Raw genomic sequence first — 20,169 nt, 5'->3', positions numbered from 1 at the left:
CAGCCACCGCATCAAGAAATGCGCCTGGAATGACGACTATCTCATCAATGCCATCACTCATATGCGATAGCCCTGCCATCAGGGGGGAGATCGGCAGTTTCTACCCGAACTTGCCAGTCCTCGGGAAACCCTTCGGCACCATACGCCCTGCCGATGCCCTCGCGCCGATCCACTCGGCCAGTTCTTCGCGCGACCGCGTGAAGGTGCGGTCGGCCGAATCCTGCCAGGAAAGACCGGTCGCCAGCGTGAACGGCTTGAGGTCGAGAAGGCCGCCGTCCTTGTATTTCTGCAGCCGCACGCCTTTACCGCGACTCATCTCCGGAATTTCTGAGAGCGCGAACACCAGCATCTTGCGGTTCTCACCGACGATGGCCAGATGATCGCCGGTGACCGGCTTGCAGCGCTTGGCTTCGTCCGGGGCCTTGACGTTCATCACCTGCTTACCCTTGCGGGTGTTGGCGACCACCTCTTCCTCCGCAACGATGAAGCCGTTGGCGTCGAAAGAGGCGAGCAGCAGCTTGCGCTTGGGATCGTGGACGAAGGCGGTGACGATGTCCTGGTCGTTGTCCATGTCGACGATGATGCGGATCGGCTCGCCATGGCCCCGGCCGCCGGGCAGCCGGTCGGCGCCGATCGTGTAGAATTTGCCGCCGGTGGTAAAGACCAGCACCTTGTCTGTCGTCTGGGCATGGAAGGCGAGCTTGAGACTGTCGCCCTCCTTGAAGGTCAGCGTCGAAAGATCGGCCAGATGGCCCTTCATTGCCCGCAGCCAGCCTTTTTCCGAAACCACGACGGTGACCGGCTCGCGCTCGATCATGGCATGCGCGATGTCGGTCAGGTCGTGCTCGGGCGCATCGGCGAACTGGGTACGGCGCTTGCCGATCTCGGTCTCCGGGCCGAACTTGTCGCGAACCTGAGTGACTTCCCACTTGATCGTCGACCACTGCTTTGCATCGGACGCCAGCAGCGCCTCGATCTGCTCCTTCTCTGCGGTCAGGCCATCGAATTCCTTGCGGATCTCGAATTCCTCCAGCTTACGCAACGCGCGCAGCCGCATGTTGAGGATCGCTTCGGCTTGGGTGTCGGTGAGCGACCAGCGGGCCATCATGACCTGCTTTGGCTCATCCTCCTCGCGGATGATCTTGATCACCTCGTCAATGTTGAGATAGGCGATCAGGTAGCCGGCAAGGATTTCCAGCCGCCTCTCGATCTCACCGAGGCGATGTTTCGAGCGACGGATGAGGACGTCGCGGCGGTGATCCAGCCATTCCTGCAGCACGCCTTTCAACGACAGCACGTTGGGCACCTTGCCGCGCGACAGCACATTCATGTTGAGCGGAAAACGGCTCTCGAGCTCGGTGAGCTTGAACAGTGATTCCATCAGGATGCCGGGGCCGACGGAACGGCTCTTGGGCACCAGAACGACGCGGATGTCCTCGGCACTTTCGTCCCTGATATCCTCGAGCAGCGGCAGCTTGCGGGCCATCAACAGCTCGGCGATCTTCTCGATCAGCCGCGCCTTCTGCACGCCATATGGGATTTCGGTGACGACGATGCTCCAGGTGCCCCTGCCCTGGTCCTCCTGGTTCCATTTCGATCGTACGCGAAAGCCGCCGCGGCCGGTCTCATAGGCTTCGAGGATGGAGGCGCGGCTGTCGACGATGATGCCGCCGGTCGGGAAATCCGGGCCCTGGACGAAATCCATCAGCTTCGCCACCGGCGCGTCGCGATGCTCGATCAGGTGCAGTGCGGCGTCGCAAAGCTCGGCCGCGTTGTGCGGCGGGATCGATGTCGCCATGCCGACCGCGATGCCGGACGAGCCGTTGGCCAGAAGATTCGGGAAGGCGCCGGGGAGCACGACCGGCTCCTCGTCCTCTTCATTGTAGGTCGGCCGATAGTCGACGGCATCCTCGGTGATGCCGGCAAGCAATTCGGTCGCCACGTCGGTCATGCGCGCTTCGGTGTAGCGCATGGCGGCGGCGTTATCGCCGTCGATGTTGCCGAAATTGCCCTGGCCGTCGACCAAGGGGTAGCGCATCGAAAAATCCTGCGCCAGCCGTACCAGCGCATCATAGATCGACTGGTCGCCATGCGGGTGGAACTTGCCCATCACCTCGCCGACGATACGGGCGCATTTGGCAAAACCCTGGTCGGGATTGAGGCGCAGCAGGCGCATGGCGTGCATGATGCGGCGATGGACCGGCTTCAGTCCGTCGCGAACGTCGGGCAGCGCCCGGTGCATGATGGTCGACAGCGCATAGGCGAGATAACGCTCTTCCAGCGCCTTCTTCAGATCGACCGGTTCAATATGATCGCCGCCGCCATTGTCAGGCGGCAAAAGCCTTTTTCCCATGGGCTGGGACTAGCCGAGCGGGTGATTCGCGGCAAGAGGCGCGCACCGGACCGGTCGATTTGCGCACGTTTCTGCAACAGGAGACCGCAAGGTCGAGCTTGCCGGCCAACATCAATCTGTTACATGCCGCATCTATTGCGAAGCACGCTGGCGGCCCGACCTTCATGCCAAATTCACTGCATTGTCCAATAGCGTTCGGATCGGGTTTGCCTTTCACCGCGATTTTCGACCATTGTGCCGGGACACGCCTTTTTCCCGTCCAGTTCGTCACGGAATGGTGATGGCGCAAAGAATTGAAAAATAATTTCAGGACACTCTCAGGGACCTTGCGATGACAATCAACCGCTCAACTCTCCGGAAATTCGCTCTTTCGACCTTTTTGCTCACACTGCCGCTGAATGCTGCCCTTGCCCAGGACGCCGCGGTCGCGGACCGGCTGAAGGCTGCGCTCTCCGCGCAGGGCGTCGACATCTCTTGGACCGGCGTGACCGGCGACAACACCAGCATGGTGCTGCAGGGCGTGTCGGTGAAACCGGCCGCGGAAAAGGAAGCGCTGACGATCGGCGACGTCAAGCTCGAGAACATCACCGAAGCCAATGGCGGCTATGATATCGGCACCGTGTCGACCTCGGCCTTCGAACACAGCAAGGACGGCGTCACCCTCGATCTCAGCCCCTTCATCATCCACGACATGACGGTGCCGGCCGACGGCTCCACCAGCCCGCTTGGCTCGCTGATGATGTATAAATCCGCTGAACTGTCGAACATGACGGTCAAGGTCGCCGACAAAACCGCATTCTCGATGGACGGCCTTGCCATCGAGATCACGCCGCCCGCCGACGGCAAGGCGATGGAGTTCACCGCCAATACGGAGAAGTTCACGGCCGATCTCTCGCTCGTCGACGATCCCAAATCCAAGGAGGTCATCAGCGCGCTCGGCTACCAGAACATCTCGGGCAATCTCGAAATGGCCGGCACCTGGCAGCCATCTGACGGCAAGATGGAACTGTCGAAATACGACATCTCCGTCGAGAATGCCGGCACGCTCGGCATGACCTTCGACCTCGGCGGTTACACGGTCGACTTCATCAAGTCGTTGCAGGAAATGCAGAAGAAGATGGCCGCACAGCCGGAAGGCGCCGACAATTCGGCGCAAGGCATGGCCATGCTCGGCCTGTTGCAGCAGCTTTCGTTCAACAGCGCCTCGATCCGCTTCGACGACGATTCGCTGACCGGCAAGGTGCTGGACTATGTCGGCAAGCAGCAGGGCATGTCGGCCAAGGACATCGCCAACCAGGCCAAGGCGATCGTGCCGTTCGGCATGGCGCAGCTCAACAATCCGGAACTCACGGCTCAGGTGACCGCCGCGGTCAGCAAATATCTCGACGATCCGAAGAGCCTCGAAATCTCGGCCGAGCCGCCGGCATCGGTGCCGTTCGCTCTGATCATGGCGGGCGCCATGTCGAACCCGCTGGACCTGCCGAAGACGCTCGGCGTCAGCGTCAAGGCGAACGAGGACTGATCGAAGCGGCCTCAGGACACGAAAAAACCGGCAGCGATGCCGGTTTTTTTTGTTGCCGAATCGGAAGAACCGGTTCGAGCAAGTTCCTGAAGTGAAGCCCGAAGCTTCTGGTCAGGCGTCCTTCTTGGTTGACGCGACGCGCAGCGCCAAATCGCGAAGCTGCTGCGGGCTCGCTTCCGAGGGCGCGTTCATCAACAAATCATAGGCCTGCTGGTTCATCGGGAACATGGTGATTTCGCGCAGGTTCTTGGCGCCGACCAGAAGCATGACGACGCGGTCGACACCGGCGGCCATGCCGCCATGCGGCGGCGCGCCATACTGGAAGGCGCGATAGAGGCCGCCAAAGCGCTCCTCGACCGTGGCGCGGTCCAGCCCGACCGTCTCGAATGCCTTGACCATGGTTTCTGGCAAATGGTTGCGGATGCCGCCGCTGGCGATCTCGAAACCGTTGCAGACCATGTCGTACTGAAAGGCCTTGATGCCGAGCAGGTCCTCGCCGTTCAGCGCATCGATGCCGCCCTGCGGCATCGAGAACGGATTGTGGGCGAAGTCGATCTTCTTCTCCTCCTCGTTCCATTCGAAGAACGGGAAGTCGACGATCCAGCACAGTTCGAAGCGCTCGCGGTCGACAAGGTTCAACTCCTCGCCGGCGCGCGTGCGCGCGGCGCCCGCAAAGGAGACGAACTTCTTCGGGTCGCCGGCGACGAAGAACGCGGCATCACCATCTGCAAGGCCAAGCTGGAGGCGGATCGCCTCGGTGCGCTCCTCGCCGATGTTCTTGGCGAGCGGGCCGGCGCCTTCGAGCTTGTCGCCCTCCTTGCGCCAGAAGATGTAGCCCAGCCCCGGCTGGCCCTCGCCTTGCGCCCAGCTGTTCATGCGATCGCAAAAGGCGCGGCTGCCGCCGGTTTTTGCCGGAATGCCCCACACCTCGGCCTTCGGGTCGTTGGACAGGATGTTGGCGAACACCTTGAAGCCGGACTCGCGAAAATGGTCGGAGACGGCCTGCATCTCGATCGGGTTGCGCAGGTCCGGCTTGTCGGAACCGTATTTGCGCATGGCGACATCGTAAGGGATGCGCTGGAATTTCTGCGTCACCGGCTTGCCGTTGGCAAAGGTCTCGAAGACGCCGCGCATCACCGGTTCCATGGTCGACAGCACATCGTCCTGCTCGACGAAACTCATTTCGACGTCGAGCTGGTAGAATTCGCCAGGCAGACGGTCGGCGCGCGGGTCTTCGTCGCGGAAGCACGGCGCGATCTGGAAATAACGGTCGAAGCCGGACACCATGATAAGCTGCTTGTACTGCTGCGGAGCCTGCGGCAGCGCGTAGAAGGTGCCAGGATGGATGCGCGACGGCACCAGGAAGTCGCGCGCGCCTTCCGGCGACGAGGCGGTAAGGATCGGCGTCGAGAATTCGGTGAAGCCGACCTCGCCCATGCGCTTGCGCATCTCGGCGATGATTTTCGTGCGCGCCACGATGTTCCGGTGCAGCGTCTCACGGCGCAGGTCGAGGAAGCGGTATTTCAGCCTGATGTCCTCGGGGTAGTCCGGTTCGCCGAATACCGGCAGCGGCAATTCCTTGGCCGCCGACAGCACCTCGATCTCCCGGGCGAAAATCTCGATCTCACCGGTCGGCAGGTTGGCGTTCGTGGTTTCCGGCAGGCGTGCCTTGACCTCGCCGTCAACGCGGATCACCCATTCGCCGCGCAAGGTCTCGGCGACCTTGAAGGCAGGCGAATCCGGATCGGCGACGATCTGGGTCAGGCCGTAATGGTCGCGCAGATCGATGAACAGCAGGCCGCCATGGTCGCGCACGCGATGCACCCAGCCCGATAGGCGAACGGAATTGCCGACGTCGCTCTTTCGCAACTGGGCACAGGTATGGCTGCGGTAACGGTGCATGGTCATGGATAAAAAGTCCGGGATTGTGGGTTGCGGGCCAAAGCATCGCAGCCCGGCCCAAAATTTGCGCGAAAAGCGCATGAGAGGCATGGTTTGTCAAGGCAAACGGATGGAGCGGCAGTCTCCCAGTCTGGAACTTCGGGTTTCAATCCATAGCCGGTCATGTGGCGGAACCGTAAACCGCCTCTCGCGTTGGCGCATGAGGGAGTGAGAGGAGGCAAACATGTTTTCCTGGAAGGGCACTTGGCGCAATCAATACGGTTCGGTTGTAGTTATCGAAGACGATAGCGATGGTTTGATCCGCGGTGTCTTCAAGACAGCATTGCCCGACAGCAGCTTTTCCGGGATGGAAGTGCCTCTCCACGGGGCCGCTCATGGAGATGTGATTGGCTTTACTTCCGCGGCGTCAGGAAAAACGGGCCCGGCGGCGGTCGGCTACACCGGCATTTTTCGGGACGGCAAGATGGAGATGTTGTGGCACACGGTGGCTGGAATGGCACTTTCAGCCGATGCCGAGGGTGAGCCCGCAAAGCTGACCCAGGTTGGAACATGGCGCGCCTTCGGGACCAGCCTAGACACTTTTGAGCGCGTCGATTGAATCCTCTGACCGCCGGCGAGTTCGTGCTGATCAACGCGGCCCTGATGCTGTTCTAGTCCTTCGGCGCCATTGGCGGCCCGTTCGCGGCCTCGACAGCGGCCAAGCGCGCTGTTTGTCTTCAGCGCCGTGGTCTACGCGGTCTTCACCGCCGTCATCCTCTCCGGCGTGGGTCCGGCGTGCCGGCCGGCAAGCGCAGCCGCTTCACCGCGGTGTTGCGCACCTCGACCATTTTTGCGCGGCTGGCGAGGAGAAATAGTGATCCAGACAGTCCGGAAGGGCCGTGACGGTGGCACCACAGCTTGACGAAAGCCTTCCCGGCTGAAATCTAGGAAGACCCTACTCCTGCCAAAAGCGATTTGATGCACGTCATCACCACCCAGAAAGAACTCGAGACCGTTCTCGCCGCTTTCGAAAAGTCGGATTTTGTCACCGTCGACACCGAATTCATCCGCGAAACGACCTTCTGGCCCATCCTGTGCCTGATCCAGATGGCCGCGCCCGGCGTGACGGCGCTGATCGATCCGCTGTCACCTGATATCGACCTCGCTCCCTTCTTCAGGTTGATGGCCAACGAGGCGGTGGTCAAAGTCTTCCACGCCGCCCGGCAAGACATCGAAATCATCGTCCATCTCGGCGATCTCGTTCCGCACCCGGTGTTCGACACACAGGTGGCGGCGATGGTCTGTGGCTTCGGCGACAGCGTTTCCTACGATCAGCTCGTGCAGCGCATCACCGGCGCACGACTCGACAAGTCGTCGCGCTTCACCGACTGGCGCCACCGCCCGCTGTCCGACAAGCAGCTCGACTACGCGCTGGCCGACGTTACCCATTTGATCGAGGTCTATCAGCACCTCAACGCCGAGCTGGCGCGGGAAAACCGCGCCCACTGGCTGAATGAGGAGATGGATGTCCTGACCTCGCGCGAGACCTACGATCCGCATCCCGAGGACGCCTGGAAGCGGCTGAAGATGCGGCTTCGCAAACCGCAGGAGCTGGCGATCGTCCAGACCGTAGCGGCATGGCGCGAACGCGAGGCGCGCGAGCGCGACGTGCCGCGCGGCCGCGTGCTCAAGGACGATGCGATCTACGAGATCGCGCAGCAAGGGCCGCGCGATGCGGCAGCCCTTGCCAAGCTGCGCACCACGCCCAAGGGCTGGGAACGCTCCTCGACGGCGACGGCACTGCTCGGCGCGGTCAACACCGCGCTTGCCCTCCCCAAGGAGCAGATGCCGAAACTGCCGAAAAGCTTCCAGCCGCCCGAGGGCTCGAATGCGGCCGCGGAGCTCTTGAAAGTGCTGCTCAGGATCATCGCCGAAAAGCAGGGCGTCGCCTCGAAGGTGCTCGCCTCCAGCGACGATATCGATCGCATCGCCGCCGAAGGCGAGGATGCCGATGTGCCGGCCCTGCAAGGCTGGCGGCGCGCCGTGTTCGGCGAACAGGCGCTGAAACTTGTGCGCGGCGAGATCGGCATCAAGTTCGACAATCGAAAAATAGCAGTGTTCGACCTGTAGGTTCAGTCTCTCTTCTTCCGTCGCGGGAGAAGAGGGTTAACGCCAACTCTGCTCAAACCACCTCGAGCAGGTGAAGAGCGAGCCAGATCCAGCCCAACAGGACAATGACCGCTCCAAGGAAGAAAGAGCGGCTGCGCCAGCGCAGATCGTTGCTGGTCAGGTGAACCCAGGCGTGAAAGTAGCGGGTGACCACAAAGCCCCACATCAGCGCCAGTGTCAGATAGTTGACGCCCTTGGTGACGTGCAGCGCCAGGCACAACACATAGAAAAGCACCGGCAGTTCGAACTGATTGCTGAGATTGCCGGCAACGGTCGCGCAGGAGGCCGGTTCTGTCGAGCGGGCCTTGTACTGGCTCGCCTTCGCCTCGCCCGACTTGACCGCAACATATCGGCGCCGGCCCAGTACGCAATAGACGATATAGATCAGCAGCACGTGGGCGAGTACCGGCCAGAAGATCGCGGTCTGGTTCATGCAGTCGCCCCTGCCCTGTTCGGCTTCAATTCTGACGTATTTGGCCCGCCAACCAGAAAGCGGCAATGACGATGACCGGGACGGCGAGAAGCACGAATTTGGTCACGATGAGCGCCGAGGCGAAAGACAGCGAGTCCGGGTTGGCGTAGAGGAAATCGGACAGAAGCCGCGCCACGGCGATATTCTGGGCGTAGTCGGCGAGCGTGTAGGGCAGCACCAGGACCAGCGCGAAGATCGCCTGCATCTGAGCCGGCAACACGCGGAAATTCTTCAGTCGCCGGCCAGTTGCCAGGATCAGGCTGACCAGCGTCAGCGACAGCAGCGCCGGAAACAAAAGATCGAAGGTCAGGTAATGCCAGACCAGGATGATCTCGCTGCCGCGCCGGCCAAGCGCCGTCAGCCAGGCCATGCCTTCGTCGGGCGTGAATCCGAAATAGCGCATGTCGAGCGAGGCCAAGCCCCCGCTCAATTGGCGGAAATAGAAGAACTCCATGCCCGTCATGGCGATGAAAACCGCCGCCGAGAGAAAGCAGAGCGCCCCGACATGGCGCGACAGGCGCAGCACCATGGCGGTCAAGTTGCGCCAAAGCCCGGAAGAATCAGGCTCCGCCGGGATAGTTGGGGCTTTCGCGGGTAATCGTGACGTCATGGGCGTGGCTTTCACGAAGTCCGGCGTTGGATATGCGCACAAAAGTGGCGCGGTCGCGGAAATCGGCAAGGTCGCGGCCACCAACATAACCCATAGCGGCTTTCAGGCCGCCTGCAAGCTGGTGCAGCACGCCAGACACAGGTCCTTTGTAGGGAACCTGCCCTTCAATGCCTTCCGGCACCAATTTCAGCGTGTCGCGCACCTCGGCCTGGAAGTAGCGATCGGCGGAGCCCCGCGCCATGGCGCCGACCGAGCCCATGCCGCGATAGGCCTTGAAGGAGCGGCCCTGGTGCAGATAGACCTCGCCCGGGCTTTCGTCGGTCCCGGCAAGCAGCGAACCGATCATGGCGGCACTGGCGCCGGCGGCGAGTGCCTTGGCGAGATCGCCGGAATATTTGATGCCGCCGTCGGCAATCACCGAGGCGCCCGATTTATGCGCTGCCTCGACCGCCGACATGATGGCTGAAAGCTGGGGAACACCGACCCCGGCCACGATGCGGGTGGTGCAGATGGAGCCCGGACCAATGCCGACCTTGACGGCATCGGCGCCGGCGTCGATCAGCGCCCGCGTGCCTTCGGCGGTGGCGACATTGCCGGCCAGGATGCGCACGGAATTGGAAAGCTTCTTCGCCCGCGTCACCGCGTCCAGCACCCGCTGTGAGTGGCCATGCGCGGTATCGATCACCAAAAGGTCCACGCCGGCCTCGATAAGGCGCTCGGCGCGTTCGAAGCCGTCATCGCCGACGCTGGTGGCGGCCGCGGCGCGCAGGCGCCCCTGCGCATCCTTGGTGGCATGCGGGTTGAGCTGCGATTTCTCGATGTCCTTGACGGTGATCAGCCCGACGCAATTGCCCGTTTTGTCGACCACCACCAGCTTCTCGATGCGGTGCTGGTGCAGAAGCCGCTTGGCCTCGTCCTGGTCGACATTCTCCTTGACCGTGATCAGGTTCTCACGGGTCATCAATTCGTAGACCTTTTGCGCCGGATCGGAAGCGAAGCGCACGTCACGGTTGGTCAGGATGCCGACGAGCCGGCCGGTCTTGTGGCCGCCGGCGCCGCCATTCTCGACCACCGGAATGCCCGAAATCGAGTAGGTGCGCATCAGCGACAATGCGTCGGCGAGCGTGGCGTCGGGACCGATCGTGACCGGGTTGACCACCATGCCGGATTCGAATTTCTTGACCTGCCGCACCTGCTCGGCCTGTTCGGCGGGTGAGAAATTGCGATGGATGACGCCGATGCCGCCGGCCTGCGCCATGGCAATGGCGAGCCTTGCCTCGGTGACCGTGTCCATCGCCGCCGACAGGATCGGCACGTTGAGGTCAATGTCGCCGGCGATGCGGGTGCGGATGTCGGTCTGGCCGGGCATCACCTCGGAATGACCGGGCTGCAAGAGCACGTCGTCAAAGGTCAGCGCCAGTGCGCCGGTGGAGGTTTCGATGATTTTTGCCATGGCCAGCCCTTTGAATGCAGAAAAAGCGCTGGACCGGAATGGACAGCGCCGACTCATTATTCCCTTTCAGGATTGGCGGTGGCTGGTAACACGTCCAGCGGCCGATGAAAAGCTGATCGTTGCTTGCACAACAGGATCACTCGATCCCAGGCGACGCGACCCCTGGTTGCGATCGCACAAAAGTGACAGCATTTAACACGACATCGATGTCCGGCCATGATAACCGCCCTGCGTGCCGGCGAGGTCGGCAACATCTGGAATCAAACCCGGACGCGTTCGTTGAACCGCACCATCCCGCTTATCCTTGCGGTCGCTCTTTTCATGGAAAACATGGATTCGACCGTCATCGCGACATCGCTGCCGGCGATCGCCATCGACATTCATACCAGCCCTATCGCGCTGAAACTGGCGCTGACAGCCTATCTGGTGTCGCTGGCGATCTTCATTCCGATCAGCGGCTGGATGGCCGATCGCTTCGGCGCCAAGAACATCTTTCGTGCCGCGATCGCGGTGTTCATTGCCGGTTCGGTCGCCTGTGCCCTCTCCGGTTCCCTGCCGGCGTTCGTGGTGTCTCGCTTCCTGCAAGGCATCGGCGGCGCCATGATGACCCCGGTCGGACGCCTGGTTCTGGTTCGTGCCACGCCCAAAAGCGAACTGGTCGCGGCCATGTCCTGGCTGACCGTTCCCGCACTGGTCGGGCCGCTGGTGGGCCCGCCGATCGGCGGCTTCATCACCACCTACTTCACCTGGCACTGGATTTTCCTGATCAACGTGCCGATCGGCCTGATCGGCATCTGGCTGGCCACCCGCTTCCTGCCGGAAACTGAATCGATGGAGACGCCGCCGCTCGATTTCGTCGGCTTCGTGCTGAGCGGACTGGCCGCATCCGGCGTCGTCTTCGGCCTGTCGGTGGTCAGCCTGCCTTATCTGCCGCCGGCGACCGGCTTCATCACGATCGCCGTGGGGCTGCTGTCGGGCGCGCTCTACCTGATGCATGCGCGCCGCGCCAGGAATCCGCTGCTCGCACTTGAGTTGTTCCGCAACCAGGTGTTCCGCTCGTCGGTGCTCGGCGGCAGCCTGTTCCGCATCGGCATCGGCGCGGTGCCGTTCCTATTGCCGCTGATGTTCCAGATCGGCTTCGGGCTGACCCCGTTCCAGTCCGGCATGATCACCTTCGTCTCGGCGATCGGCGCCATCGGCATGAAATTCGTCACCGCGCTGATCTTCCGCGTTGTCGGCTTCCGCCGCGTGCTGATCCTGGGCTCGCTTGTCGCCGCCGCGTCGATCGCCATCTATGGTCTCTTCACCCCAGAGACGCCCTATGCGTTGATGCTGGCCATATTGCTGGTCGGCGGCTTCATCCGCTCGATGTTCTTCACCGGTGTCAACGCACTCTCCTATGCCGAGGTGTCGGCCGAGGACACCAGCAAGGCGACACCGATCACGGCGGTGTTCCAGCAATTGTCAATCGCGCTCGGCGTGGCGCTCGCCGGCGGCGTTCTGGAAGTCTCGACCTCGATCCATGGCGGCCCGCTGACGCTGGGCGACTTCCATATCGCCTTCTTCCTCGTGGCGATGGTATCGGCGGCGGCATCGCTGTCGTTCATGCGGCTGGCACCCGACGCCGGCAATGCCGTCTCCGGCCATGGCCCGCTGACAACGCCCAAGACGCTGGAACAGGTGAGATCGCCGGGAGAGTGAGGCTCTCTCCCTTCTCCCCTTGTGCAAGAGGAGAAGGGAAGGCGTTACTCCCTGCTCGGCTCTCGCCCCTTGAAGTCCTTGGCCAACAGATAAAGCTCGACCGACTCATCGCGCGATGCCGGTGGCTTGACGTGGTGGACGGAGCGGAAATTCTTCTTGAGCATGGAGAGCAGCTCGTTCTCGGCGCCACCCTGAAAAGTCTTGGCCAGGAAATGGCCGCCGGGCTTCAAGACCGACAGCGCGAAATCGGCCGCCACCTCGCACAGATGCATGGTGCGGATATGGTCGGTCCGCTTGTGGCCGGTGGTCGGTGCGGCCATGTCGGACAGCACGACATCCGGATCCCCGCCCAGCGCTTCGGAGAGCTTTTGCGGAGCCTGCGGATCGAGAAAATCCAGCAGCAGCACCGGCGCGCCAGGCACGGCGTCCATTTCGAGATAATCGATGCCGACGACATGCGGATGCTCGGCCGTCGATTTCGTGCGCGCGGCCGCGACCTGACACCAGCCGCCGGGGGCGGCACCGAGGTCGATCACCTTCATGCCGGGTTTCAAGAGGTTGTGCTTGTCGTCGATCTCGATCAGCTTGTAGGCCGCGCGCGAGCGATAGCCGTCGGCTTTGGAGCGCTGGACATAGGGATCGTTGATGTGGCGCTGCAGCCAGCGGCGCGACGATTCCTTCAGGCCGCTTTTCTTCTTGATCCGCGTTTTCAACACGCGAATGCTGGCGGACCCTGGTTTTTCCGGTTTCTTGGTCATTGCCTGATTTCTTGTTTGAGCATGATCATGCCCTAGCACGTCCATCGTTGCGCCAGACGCCGTCATCGGCCATCAGCTCGCTCAATATGCCCTCGCGCAGGCCCCGGTCGGCGACGCGAAGCCGCTCCGAGGGCCAGACGGCGCGGATTGCCTCGAGGATAGCACAGCCGGCGAGCACGAGATCGGCGCGGTCAGCACCGATGCAGGGGCTGGCGCAGCGCTGCTGGAAATCCCAGCCGACCAGCCTCTCCACCATGCGGTCGACGCTGTCGCGGTCCATCCACAGGCCGTCGACCCGGCGGCGGTCGTAGCGTTCGAGGTCGAGATGGACGCCGGCCAGCGTCGTCACCGTCCCCGAAGTGCCCAACAGATGGAAATTCGGGCTGGCCTTGAGATGGCTCAACCGATCGCGGCCCTCGAAAGCGGCCAGCCTGCCGGCGACGTCGTCGACCATGGCGGTGAAGATCTCGCGCGTTACGGTGCGGCCGCCAAAGCGTTCCGCCAATGACACGACGCCGACCGGCAGCGATGTCCACGAAACGATATGGTTGGCGAGGCGTGGCGAACGGCGGCCGGTGAGATCGATCAGCGCTATCTCGGAGGAGCCGCCGCCGATGTCGAACAGGACGACGCCTTGCGTGTCGCGCTCGACCAGCGAACCGCAGCCGGAAACCGCAAGGCGGGCTTCGGTCTGGCGGTCGATGATCTCGAGCTTCAGGCCGGCTTCGCGTTCGACACGATCGAGGAACTCGACGCCGTTTTCGGCGGTGCGGCAGGCTTCGGTGGCGATCAGCCTTGCCTTCCTGATCTTGCGGCCGCGCAGTTTGTCACCGCAGACCTTCAGCGCCTCAACCGCGCGGTCCATCGCCGGCTGGCCGAGCCGGCCATTGGCGGTGAGCCCCTCGCCCAGCCTGACGATGCGTGAGAAGGCATCGATGACGCGGAACTGGCCGTGACGCGTGGGGACGGCGACCAGCAGCCGACAATTGTTGGTGCCGAGGTCCAGCGCCGCAAAGACCGGAAGCTCGTGCACCGGCGGCCTGCGGTGTCCTTGCTCGGGGCGTGGGATTGGAACGACGGGCGAGATCGCCGCAGCGGCAACAGGCTTCAGCTCCACTGCCGCGACAGCGGCCTTGCCTTGTGCCGGCGATCGATTGTCCCCGGGGCGCGCATCGTCGCGCGCAAAAACCTTGCGCCCACGCCTTCGCTTGCGCCGTTTCTTGGGCTTGCCCTTCTGGCTGTGGGTCGCGTCGCCTGCCTGCCCGTTCACGGAGCGAGGCTCCGTCGGGCGGCGTTGCTGCCAACCGGCTGTGCCCGGGCCTGACGATCCCGGGGAAGCGCTGGACGCGCCCACCTCCGGCGCCCCTGCGCCGGTGTCGCGGTCTTCCACTGTCGTTCCTTCCGGCGCCGCGCGAACCGGTGACGGACGCAGCAGGCGCTTTGGCATGTTTCAAGTTGCGGCCAGATTAACAGTGCTGTGGCCGATCACCAAGGGCCGCATGCTGAATTTTGCCGGCCGGGGCGCGAACCGCCTTTTTCGCTGCACCGCCGTAATGTACCCGCAAGGCTGGATTGATAACGCGGCGCCAGCGAAGACCGCGCCCGTCGAAGCCGATGCCCTCGCCGCTTGTCAGCGTTTTGCGCCCTGTCCAGTGCAGGCAGGTCTTGCCGGCATCAGGCGCGACAAGTGTTCGCGGTTGAATAGCCGGCTTCAATGAGGCATTTCTGAAATGAATGGGGAATGCGGGGCGGTTGGCCTCTCGACAGAAAGGAAGCGGATACACAACGCATGGCAGTCGGGCAATGAACTGGAAACGCTATTTCTGGCCGGTCGTCGGCATCGGCGCGGTGATCTTCTCGCTGCTGCTGCTCTGGCATGAATTGCGCGGCATCTCGCTGGATGACGTCTGGGACGGGCTGGCGGCCATTCCGGCTCGCGACTGGATACTGGCAGGCTTGAGTTCGGTCGTTGCCTATGCCGCGCTCGCCGGCTACGATCACATCGCGCTGCTGCATATCGGCAGACGAGTGTCGTGGCTGTTCGTCACGCTCTGCTCCTTCACCACCTATGCGCTGTCGCACAATATCGGCGGCTCGGTGTTTTCCGGCGCCGTCATCCGCTACCGCGCATACGGCACCAGGGGCCTGACCGGCCAGGAAGTCGGCGTACTGGTGGCGGTCTGCTGGATAACCTTCGTGCTGTCGACGATACTCGCCTCGGGCCTTGTGCTGGTGTTTGAGCCGCAGATTATCGACCGATTCACCGGCATCGCCCATCACGGCCTGTCGGAGGCCGCAGGCATCGCGATGCTGATCCTCATCGCAGCCTATATATTCGGTAGTTGGCTGCATCTGCGCCCGTTGACGATCGGCAGCTTCCAATTGCACTATCCGGCGCTGCCGATCGTCGCACGGCAATTGCTGATCGGCCCGATCGAACTGATCGCCGCCGCGGCGATCATTTTCTTCGCCCTGCCCGGAGTGCACAATCCCGGCTATTTTGTCGTGCTGGGCGTCTTCCTCGTCTCCTTCTCGGTCGCCCAGATCTCGCATGCGCCGGGTGGCCTCGGCGTGTTCGAGGTGGTGTTTCTGGCCGGGCTTTCCGACATGGAACCGGTCGGCGTGCTGGCGGCGCTGCTGGTGTTCCGGCTGTTTTATCTGATCATCCCGCTGTTTCTGGGCCTGGGCATCGTGCTGTTCTTCGAACGCTCGCAATTCAGCCGCAAGGAGAGCTGAGGCATCGGATCGGACTTTGCACCCGCGTTGTGCGCGCCATATGAACTCGGCGCCTGATACCAGCGGCCGAAACGTTGCGATTGAACCGCAGAGCAGGCTTGACTATTTTCCGCTGGCGGCTACAAGGCAGCGCTCAAGCGGCTCAGCCGTTCGGCCCGCGCGGTCCATGACCGCGCCTGCTGGGGAATAGGTTAACGGTAGACCCACGGACTCTGACTCCGTTAGTCCTGGTTCGAATCCAGGTTCCCCAGCCACTTCTCTTTTTAAGAACAAAATCAATCGGTTAAGGCGCGTTAGAAAACGCTAAGAGTTACATGCTGGTTGACTAATTTTGCTATGCTGATGCGGCCGCCGTTTCCGCAGGTCAATCAAACGGTTGCCTGAAGGCGGCACAGACTTCGCCTCGGTTCCATTCGGAGCACCAGATGTAGGAGCTTCTCGTTAGGAAGCTGCCGGACGAACAGTCGGCTGGCTTCGCGACCCAGTCCAGGAGCCAAACGCCGTCGTCCATGGATGATTCTTCACGTTGCCCATAAACGTCGGCCACATTGATCGCGGCAGACGCACACGCGCCGGCCCTTGCAATCAGCGGTGCCATCACCAGTTCCGGGCCGATGGCGGCGACACCATTATCGGTGCGATCGCACGAGCGATCAAACGACGAACACGTCGTGATAGGTCAGGGCCGCCCCGGGCTCCAGATGGGCGATTTCCACCTGCGGGGCCGATTTCGAGCCGTCGGGATCATAGGACAGAACGCCCGTGGTCCGGTCGTAGAGCAGGTAATCGTTGCTGTGGGCGGCGTGTTCTCGCAACTCGAAATACGACGAGTTCACCTGTGTCGGGCTGGACAAGGAACCGGGGCCGAGCTTGGTGAAGACAGCACTGTCGAGATAAAGCGCGTCATGTTCTGCGTCGAAGTCGGTGATTGTGTCGACATTGCCGGGGCCATAGGCCGTGTCAAACACGAAGGTGTCCTCGCCCTTGCCACCAGTCAGCACGTCGTTGCCACCCAGGCCCCGCAGTGTATCGTTGCCAGCCTGGGCATCAAAGGTATTGGCCGCGCCAGTGCCGACAAATGTATCGTTCCCGGTCGTTCCGTGCGTCGGGTCGGTCGGAGGCGGCGGTGTCGGGTCGGTCGGCGGGGTCGGAGGTGACGGTGTCGGGTCGGTCCCGTCATGGGCTGCATGCCAGGCGGCCTTGGCGTGGTCCCAATAGTCGCGGGCCGCCTGGCCTTGAAGGATCGTCCAGCCGGCGGGCGGCTTTGGATAATCCGCCGGCAGCGGCGTGTCGGAGAGGTTGAGATAGTAATTGCCGTGCGACTCGACCGTCTTGTCCCAGGCCCGCTGCAGCCGCTCCAAGCCGTTGTGGTGAACGTCGGAGATCGCCACAACGCAGTCGATAAAGTGCAAGCTGGGTACAATATCGTTGGCGCCTGTGCCCTTGTCGAGTTTGAATGGCGAACCGTGGGTCATCACGCCTTTGCGAAGGTACTCTCCCATGCCCAGAAGCATGCCATCCATGGTGACCGAGTTGCCAGACCCATTCACCTCACCGTCGCCAAGGCTCACTCCGGAAAACACGTGGTCGAACAAGGAATCCCGGATGGTGCCGCCGATGACGTCGTCGTCCTCGACCGCGTCGTCTCGTGAGTTGCCGACATAGCTATCCTCGATAAGAAAGGTGCCAGTGCCGCCGACACGGATGCCATCCCAGGGCTGGGTGATCGTAAAGTCGTCGATGACAAAGCTGTGGGCTGAATTCACACGGACTGCGGCGGAGTTGACGTAGATGTTCTCCCAGTCGCCGGTTTGGGAGACCGTGCCGTTGATCGTGCCGCCGAAAGCCGTGAGGTTGTCGCCGGGGTTGACGACCGCGAAGGGATAGAGGTTGGTGGGGCTTCCCTGATTGGCAACGATCCACGAGGCGTTGGTGGCATCGATTGTGGTGTCGGCGGGCAGGTTTGATGCCTTATATTGGCGGTAGCCATAGTCGCCGCTCAAGACAATGGTGTTCGTATTGGCCATGTTTGGCCACCTTTCACACCCCCGCCCTTTTTTCTGCCCAAACGCCTGAAGCCAGAAAGGCCTGCACCTACCAGAGCCCTGTTAACCATATCGTGCAAATCACAAAATGTAAAAATAATGGACGTCCCTCGAAAAAAAGCTGTCGCGCAGCGATTTCAGCGCGGCCCGACGTCCTATATGCCTATATGCTTGGCGCATTAGCACGGGAGAAAGGTGTGTCCCGAGAGCGTGACGCGCATATGTGGCGCGAAGCCGGGAAGCTTGCGGCGTCTGGCGACTATGAAGGATGGCTTGCCATTGAATGGGAGCTTCGTAGCAGAGGATTCTCACGCGCCAAGCTGCTGTTTGATAACGACCGGGTCCGCGAAAAATTGGATGACATCTGTAAGAAGGCACAGGAGCAACGAGCCCACGCCAACCGGACCTAAAGGCCAGAAGCGCGGCGATCTTGCCCTTCACCGATCGCATGTGGGCTGCCATTCCCGTATAAGGCCGCCTGATGGTCACTGACACGGAGTTCATCCGCGAAAGCATCAGCCAAGGCTGCGTGATGCTGGCCGATGGCGAGTTCTTCATCGACAGGTTGGTGAAGTATGTCGGCAACGGGAGGGTCCGGTGGCAGGTCGAATTTCGTGGACATCGAATCGAACTGACGACCGGCCAGCTCAAGAAGCAGCCTACGTTCCGAAGGAAGATGCTCGAACAGGCCGGCGTGCTGCCGTCTCAGCGTACCGGGGCCAATTACAGGCGATGGGCTATCGATCTGAGGAAGAACGCTATCGAGCTTCCTTGGCGCCATAGACCGGTCGATGCCGGATTCGCCGTCGACAGGCTTGTCAGCCATGGGAGCGTCCGGTGGATAGTTGAATACCAAGGCAAGGCAATCAAATTCATGACCACCAAACTGCGCAGGCAAACCAGTTTCCGCAAGAGGATGCTGCTCAAGGCCAAGGTGCTGCCGCCCCAACTTGACCCGGTTGCCTATCGGAAGTGGGTGGACTGGCTGATTCAAAACGCCACGGAGGCGGCACCGCAGACCAGCGATGCCTTGATGACCGAGAAAAGTTGGCTTGACGACCTGCCGGAGCTAGCCGGCTGGCAAAAAGAAGCGCCACCCGAAAGCGACTAACAGGGCGCCGGCCGACCTTCCCAGGCGGTTAATTTCCGATCATGGAATGCTGAAGGGCACCGATTCCGCAACCGTTCCATCAATGGCCAAATCAACACGATAGGTGCCCTCCGGCCATCCCGCCGTAGGTTTGGTGAGTTGTGAATCAGCCTCGTTGTTCGCTCCGACGTCGAGGTCGACCTTGTCGATAGTATAGTTTTCCGGTGCGGCGCCATGGGAATCGACCGAGACCCAGGAGAATGTGATTTTCGATGTGGGCGCGATATCCACCAAATCGGCCGACACATAAATCACCGGTGTGTCGACAGGGAAGCTGCTCTGAGGCGTTCCCCCGTCCTTCGTCGCGGAAAGGACAATGTTATCAAAGCCGGCCGCATGGGCCGGCAAGCTGAGGGCCGCCAAGGCGGCAACGGCAACTAGAACTGATTTCAAGACTTACTCCTCGGACTTGGTTACTGGCCCGCAAATCTGGGGGCGAATTGGCGCTAAGGGCGGATGCCTTCAGCCCAGCCATTTGTCATAGTCGGCCACCAGCAAGTGCAGTGGCTGCGTGTCTTCCTCGACATCGGCGAAACGGCCGATCGGCTCGCGGAAGACATTGTCGGTGCGATCGTCATTGACGGTCGATACCTCGCCGATCAGGACATCCTTGCCTTCGGCCCAGAAGGCGTGCCAGACGCCGGGCAAAAGCGTGACGCTCTGGCCCGGATCGAGCTTCAACAGCCCGCCCGCCGGCAACCTGTGGATGGTTCCGTCGACCGGCACCGACACCTCGGCCTTGGGGTCGATACCGCCATCGCGGTCATGCATGAACAGTTCAAGCACCAGCTTGCCGCCGCCGCGGTTGATGATGTCCTCGGCCTTGATGTTGTGGCGGTGCATCGGCGACATCTGCTCCTTGCGCGAGATCATGATCTTCTCGGCATAGAGCATGCCCATGCCCTTCTTCATGTCCTCGTAGCGACCGTTGCGAACAGTGAACAGGAACAGGCCGAGATCGTCGAACTTGCCCTGGCCGTAGTCGGTGATGTCCCAGCCGAGCCGTGAGGTGAAGATGGCCGAGGAATCGACCTGACGCGCCTTCATCTCTTCCGGCGACCAGTAGGCGAAGGGCGGCATGATGTAGCCGAACGAGCGGATGAAAGCGTCGGCTTCGCGGATGATATCGTTGATTGCGGAGCGTTTCATGATCATGACCCCTGGTCTCGGTTTTTCCGATAGATCGCATAGCCGAACGCCGGTGCGGTGTCGATCCATTCTGCTTATTCGAGCCTTGCGCGTTCCCGACCATGGCCCACCGATCGGGTTCGCCTGCGGCGTGACATCGCTTGCTTTCAGGCTCATAAACCCTGCGAATT

At 61.9% G+C, this 20,169-nt stretch carries 17 protein-coding genes, 1 tRNA gene and 1 pseudogene; 9 read left to right on the top strand and 10 right to left on the bottom strand.

The annotated features are described in order from the left end of the window. Window positions 1–100: 100 nt before the first annotated feature. Window positions 101–2,353, bottom strand: coding sequence for a DNA topoisomerase IV subunit A (parC, locus tag FJ960_RS12835; RefSeq protein WP_140714304.1), 2,253 nt, complete (start codon window positions 2,351–2,353; stop codon window positions 101–103). A 331-nt stretch (window positions 2,354–2,684) separates the two neighbouring features. On the opposite strand from parC, the gene FJ960_RS12830 reads away from it, so the two are divergent. Next, window positions 2,685–3,875: a hypothetical protein gene (locus tag FJ960_RS12830; RefSeq protein ID WP_140507228.1), complete on the top strand. Its 1,191-nt coding sequence runs from the start codon at window positions 2,685–2,687 to the stop codon at window positions 3,873–3,875. A gap of 111 nt (window positions 3,876–3,986) precedes the next feature. Here the strand turns inward: FJ960_RS12830 and aspS are convergent, their stop codons facing one another. Continuing rightward, on the bottom strand, window positions 3,987–5,777 hold the full coding sequence (gene aspS / locus FJ960_RS12825) for an aspartate--tRNA ligase (RefSeq protein ID WP_181174223.1): 1,791 nt from the start codon (window positions 5,775–5,777) through the stop codon (window positions 3,987–3,989). A 223-nt stretch (window positions 5,778–6,000) separates the two neighbouring features. Between aspS and FJ960_RS12820 the strand changes: the two genes are divergently transcribed. From FJ960_RS12820 to rnd, 3 genes and pseudogenes are all read left to right on the top strand, one after another. Continuing rightward, window positions 6,001–6,375: an avidin/streptavidin family protein gene (locus tag FJ960_RS12820; protein ID WP_140507232.1), complete on the top strand. Its 375-nt coding sequence runs from the start codon at window positions 6,001–6,003 to the stop codon at window positions 6,373–6,375. 14 nt (window positions 6,376–6,389) lie between these two features. Continuing rightward, window positions 6,390–6,659: pseudogene (locus FJ960_RS29815) on the top strand (MFS transporter); the annotation flags it as partial. Between the two features lie 75 nt (window positions 6,660–6,734). Continuing rightward, window positions 6,735–7,886 carry a ribonuclease D gene (gene rnd / locus FJ960_RS12810; RefSeq protein ID WP_027143088.1) on the top strand — a complete coding sequence of 384 codons (1,152 nt, stop codon included), beginning with the start codon at window positions 6,735–6,737 and terminating at the stop codon, window positions 7,884–7,886. Window positions 7,887–7,938: 52 nt separating this feature from the next. Here the strand turns inward: rnd and FJ960_RS12805 are convergent, their stop codons facing one another. The 3 genes from FJ960_RS12805 to guaB are packed head-to-tail and all read right to left on the bottom strand — an operon-like array spanning window position 7,939 to window position 10,460. After that, window positions 7,939–8,358 (bottom strand): MAPEG family protein, encoded by a 420-nt coding sequence (locus FJ960_RS12805; protein ID WP_140714300.1) that lies wholly within the window; start codon window positions 8,356–8,358, stop codon window positions 7,939–7,941. Between the two features lie 25 nt (window positions 8,359–8,383). Beyond that, window positions 8,384–8,926 carry a hypothetical protein gene (locus FJ960_RS12800; protein ID WP_181174222.1) on the bottom strand — a complete coding sequence of 181 codons (543 nt, stop codon included), beginning with the start codon at window positions 8,924–8,926 and terminating at the stop codon, window positions 8,384–8,386. Between the two features lie 31 nt (window positions 8,927–8,957). Then, on the bottom strand, window positions 8,958–10,460 hold the full coding sequence (gene guaB / locus FJ960_RS12795) for an IMP dehydrogenase (protein WP_140507237.1): 1,503 nt from the start codon (window positions 10,458–10,460) through the stop codon (window positions 8,958–8,960). Between the two features lie 279 nt (window positions 10,461–10,739). On the opposite strand from guaB, the gene FJ960_RS12790 reads away from it, so the two are divergent. Continuing rightward, entirely contained in the window at window positions 10,740–12,161 is a 1,422-nt protein-coding gene (locus tag FJ960_RS12790; RefSeq protein ID WP_140714337.1) for an MFS transporter, read from the top strand. A gap of 44 nt (window positions 12,162–12,205) precedes the next feature. Here FJ960_RS12790 and FJ960_RS12785 read toward each other — a convergent pair whose 3' ends face one another. Together FJ960_RS12785 and FJ960_RS12780 are read right to left on the bottom strand one after the other, a co-directional pair. Next, a complete protein-coding gene (locus FJ960_RS12785) occupies window positions 12,206–12,919 on the bottom strand; it encodes an RlmE family RNA methyltransferase (RefSeq protein ID WP_140714296.1) in 714 nt (237 codons plus the stop codon). Window positions 12,920–12,944: 25 nt separating this feature from the next. Continuing rightward, the gene (locus FJ960_RS12780; protein ID WP_140714294.1) at window positions 12,945–14,309 is read right to left on the bottom strand and encodes a Ppx/GppA phosphatase family protein; all 1,365 of its coding nucleotides are present in this window, start codon (window positions 14,307–14,309) and stop codon (window positions 12,945–12,947) included. Between the two features lie 55 nt (window positions 14,310–14,364). Here FJ960_RS12780 and FJ960_RS12775 point away from each other — a divergent pair, with 55 nt between their 5' ends. The 3 genes from FJ960_RS12775 (at window position 14,365) to FJ960_RS12765 (ending at window position 15,909) form a co-directional block, all read left to right on the top strand. After that, window positions 14,365–14,637, top strand: coding sequence for a hypothetical protein (locus FJ960_RS12775; RefSeq protein WP_140714292.1), 273 nt, complete (start codon window positions 14,365–14,367; stop codon window positions 14,635–14,637). A gap of 85 nt (window positions 14,638–14,722) precedes the next feature. Further along, window positions 14,723–15,655, top strand: coding sequence for a lysylphosphatidylglycerol synthase domain-containing protein (locus FJ960_RS12770; RefSeq protein ID WP_140714289.1), 933 nt, complete (start codon window positions 14,723–14,725; stop codon window positions 15,653–15,655). Between the two features lie 180 nt (window positions 15,656–15,835). Next, window positions 15,836–15,909, top strand: a tRNA-Gln gene (locus FJ960_RS12765). 399 nt (window positions 15,910–16,308) lie between these two features. Here the strand turns inward: FJ960_RS12765 and FJ960_RS12760 are convergent. Beyond that, window positions 16,309–17,682, bottom strand: a complete 1,374-nt coding sequence (locus FJ960_RS12760) for a calcium-binding protein (protein ID WP_140714287.1) — start codon at window positions 17,680–17,682, stop codon at window positions 16,309–16,311. A gap of 499 nt (window positions 17,683–18,181) precedes the next feature. Here FJ960_RS12760 and FJ960_RS12755 point away from each other — a divergent pair, with 499 nt between their 5' ends. Continuing rightward, a complete protein-coding gene (locus FJ960_RS12755) occupies window positions 18,182–18,811 on the top strand; it encodes a hypothetical protein (RefSeq protein WP_140714285.1) in 630 nt (209 codons plus the stop codon). Between the two features lie 39 nt (window positions 18,812–18,850). On the opposite strand, the gene FJ960_RS12750 is transcribed toward FJ960_RS12755, so the two are convergent. Further along, complete coding sequence (locus FJ960_RS12750) at window positions 18,851–19,243, bottom strand: hypothetical protein (RefSeq protein ID WP_027143100.1); 393 nt, start codon at window positions 19,241–19,243, stop codon at window positions 18,851–18,853. 69 nt (window positions 19,244–19,312) lie between these two features. After that, window positions 19,313–19,999: a D-lyxose/D-mannose family sugar isomerase gene (locus tag FJ960_RS12745; protein WP_140714283.1), complete on the bottom strand. Its 687-nt coding sequence runs from the start codon at window positions 19,997–19,999 to the stop codon at window positions 19,313–19,315. Window positions 20,000–20,169 lie beyond the last annotated feature (170 nt).

It is taken from the genome of Mesorhizobium sp. B2-3-11 (genome assembly GCF_006442215.1).
Taxonomy (GTDB): domain Bacteria; phylum Pseudomonadota; class Alphaproteobacteria; order Rhizobiales; family Rhizobiaceae; genus Mesorhizobium; species Mesorhizobium salmacidum.
Note: the sequence above shows the minus strand (reverse complement) of the source record. Positions and strands in the feature narration are given on the sequence as shown.

What these genes read in the sequence shown, in the direction of transcription:
- FJ960_RS12820 (WP_140507232.1), top strand. Translation starts at nt 6,001, where the DNA reads ATGTTTTCCTGGAAGGGCACTTGGCGCAATCAATACGGTTCGGTTGTA.
- FJ960_RS12775 (WP_140714292.1), top strand. Translation starts at nt 14,365, where the DNA reads ATGTTTCAAGTTGCGGCCAGATTAACAGTGCTGTGGCCGATCACCAAG.
- FJ960_RS12830 (WP_140507228.1), top strand. Translation starts at nt 2,685, where the DNA reads ATGACAATCAACCGCTCAACTCTCCGGAAATTCGCTCTTTCGACCTTT.
- FJ960_RS12745 (WP_140714283.1), bottom strand. Translation starts at nt 19,999, where the DNA reads ATGAAACGCTCCGCAATCAACGATATCATCCGCGAAGCCGACGCTTTC.
- FJ960_RS12770 (WP_140714289.1), top strand. Translation starts at nt 14,723, where the DNA reads ATGAACTGGAAACGCTATTTCTGGCCGGTCGTCGGCATCGGCGCGGTG.
- guaB (WP_140507237.1), bottom strand. Translation starts at nt 10,460, where the DNA reads ATGGCAAAAATCATCGAAACCTCCACCGGCGCACTGGCGCTGACCTTT.
- FJ960_RS12805 (WP_140714300.1), bottom strand. Translation starts at nt 8,358, where the DNA reads ATGAACCAGACCGCGATCTTCTGGCCGGTACTCGCCCACGTGCTGCTG.
- rnd (WP_027143088.1), top strand. Translation starts at nt 6,735, where the DNA reads ATGCACGTCATCACCACCCAGAAAGAACTCGAGACCGTTCTCGCCGCT.
- parC (WP_140714304.1), bottom strand. Translation starts at nt 2,353, where the DNA reads ATGGGAAAAAGGCTTTTGCCGCCTGACAATGGCGGCGGCGATCATATT.
- FJ960_RS12785 (WP_140714296.1), bottom strand. Translation starts at nt 12,919, where the DNA reads ATGACCAAGAAACCGGAAAAACCAGGGTCCGCCAGCATTCGCGTGTTG.
- aspS (WP_181174223.1), bottom strand. Translation starts at nt 5,777, where the DNA reads ATGCACCGTTACCGCAGCCATACCTGTGCCCAGTTGCGAAAGAGCGAC.
- FJ960_RS12755 (WP_140714285.1), top strand. Translation starts at nt 18,182, where the DNA reads ATGGTCACTGACACGGAGTTCATCCGCGAAAGCATCAGCCAAGGCTGC.
- FJ960_RS12760 (WP_140714287.1), bottom strand. Translation starts at nt 17,682, where the DNA reads ATGGCCAATACGAACACCATTGTCTTGAGCGGCGACTATGGCTACCGC.
- FJ960_RS12800 (WP_181174222.1), bottom strand. Translation starts at nt 8,926, where the DNA reads ATGGTGCTGCGCCTGTCGCGCCATGTCGGGGCGCTCTGCTTTCTCTCG.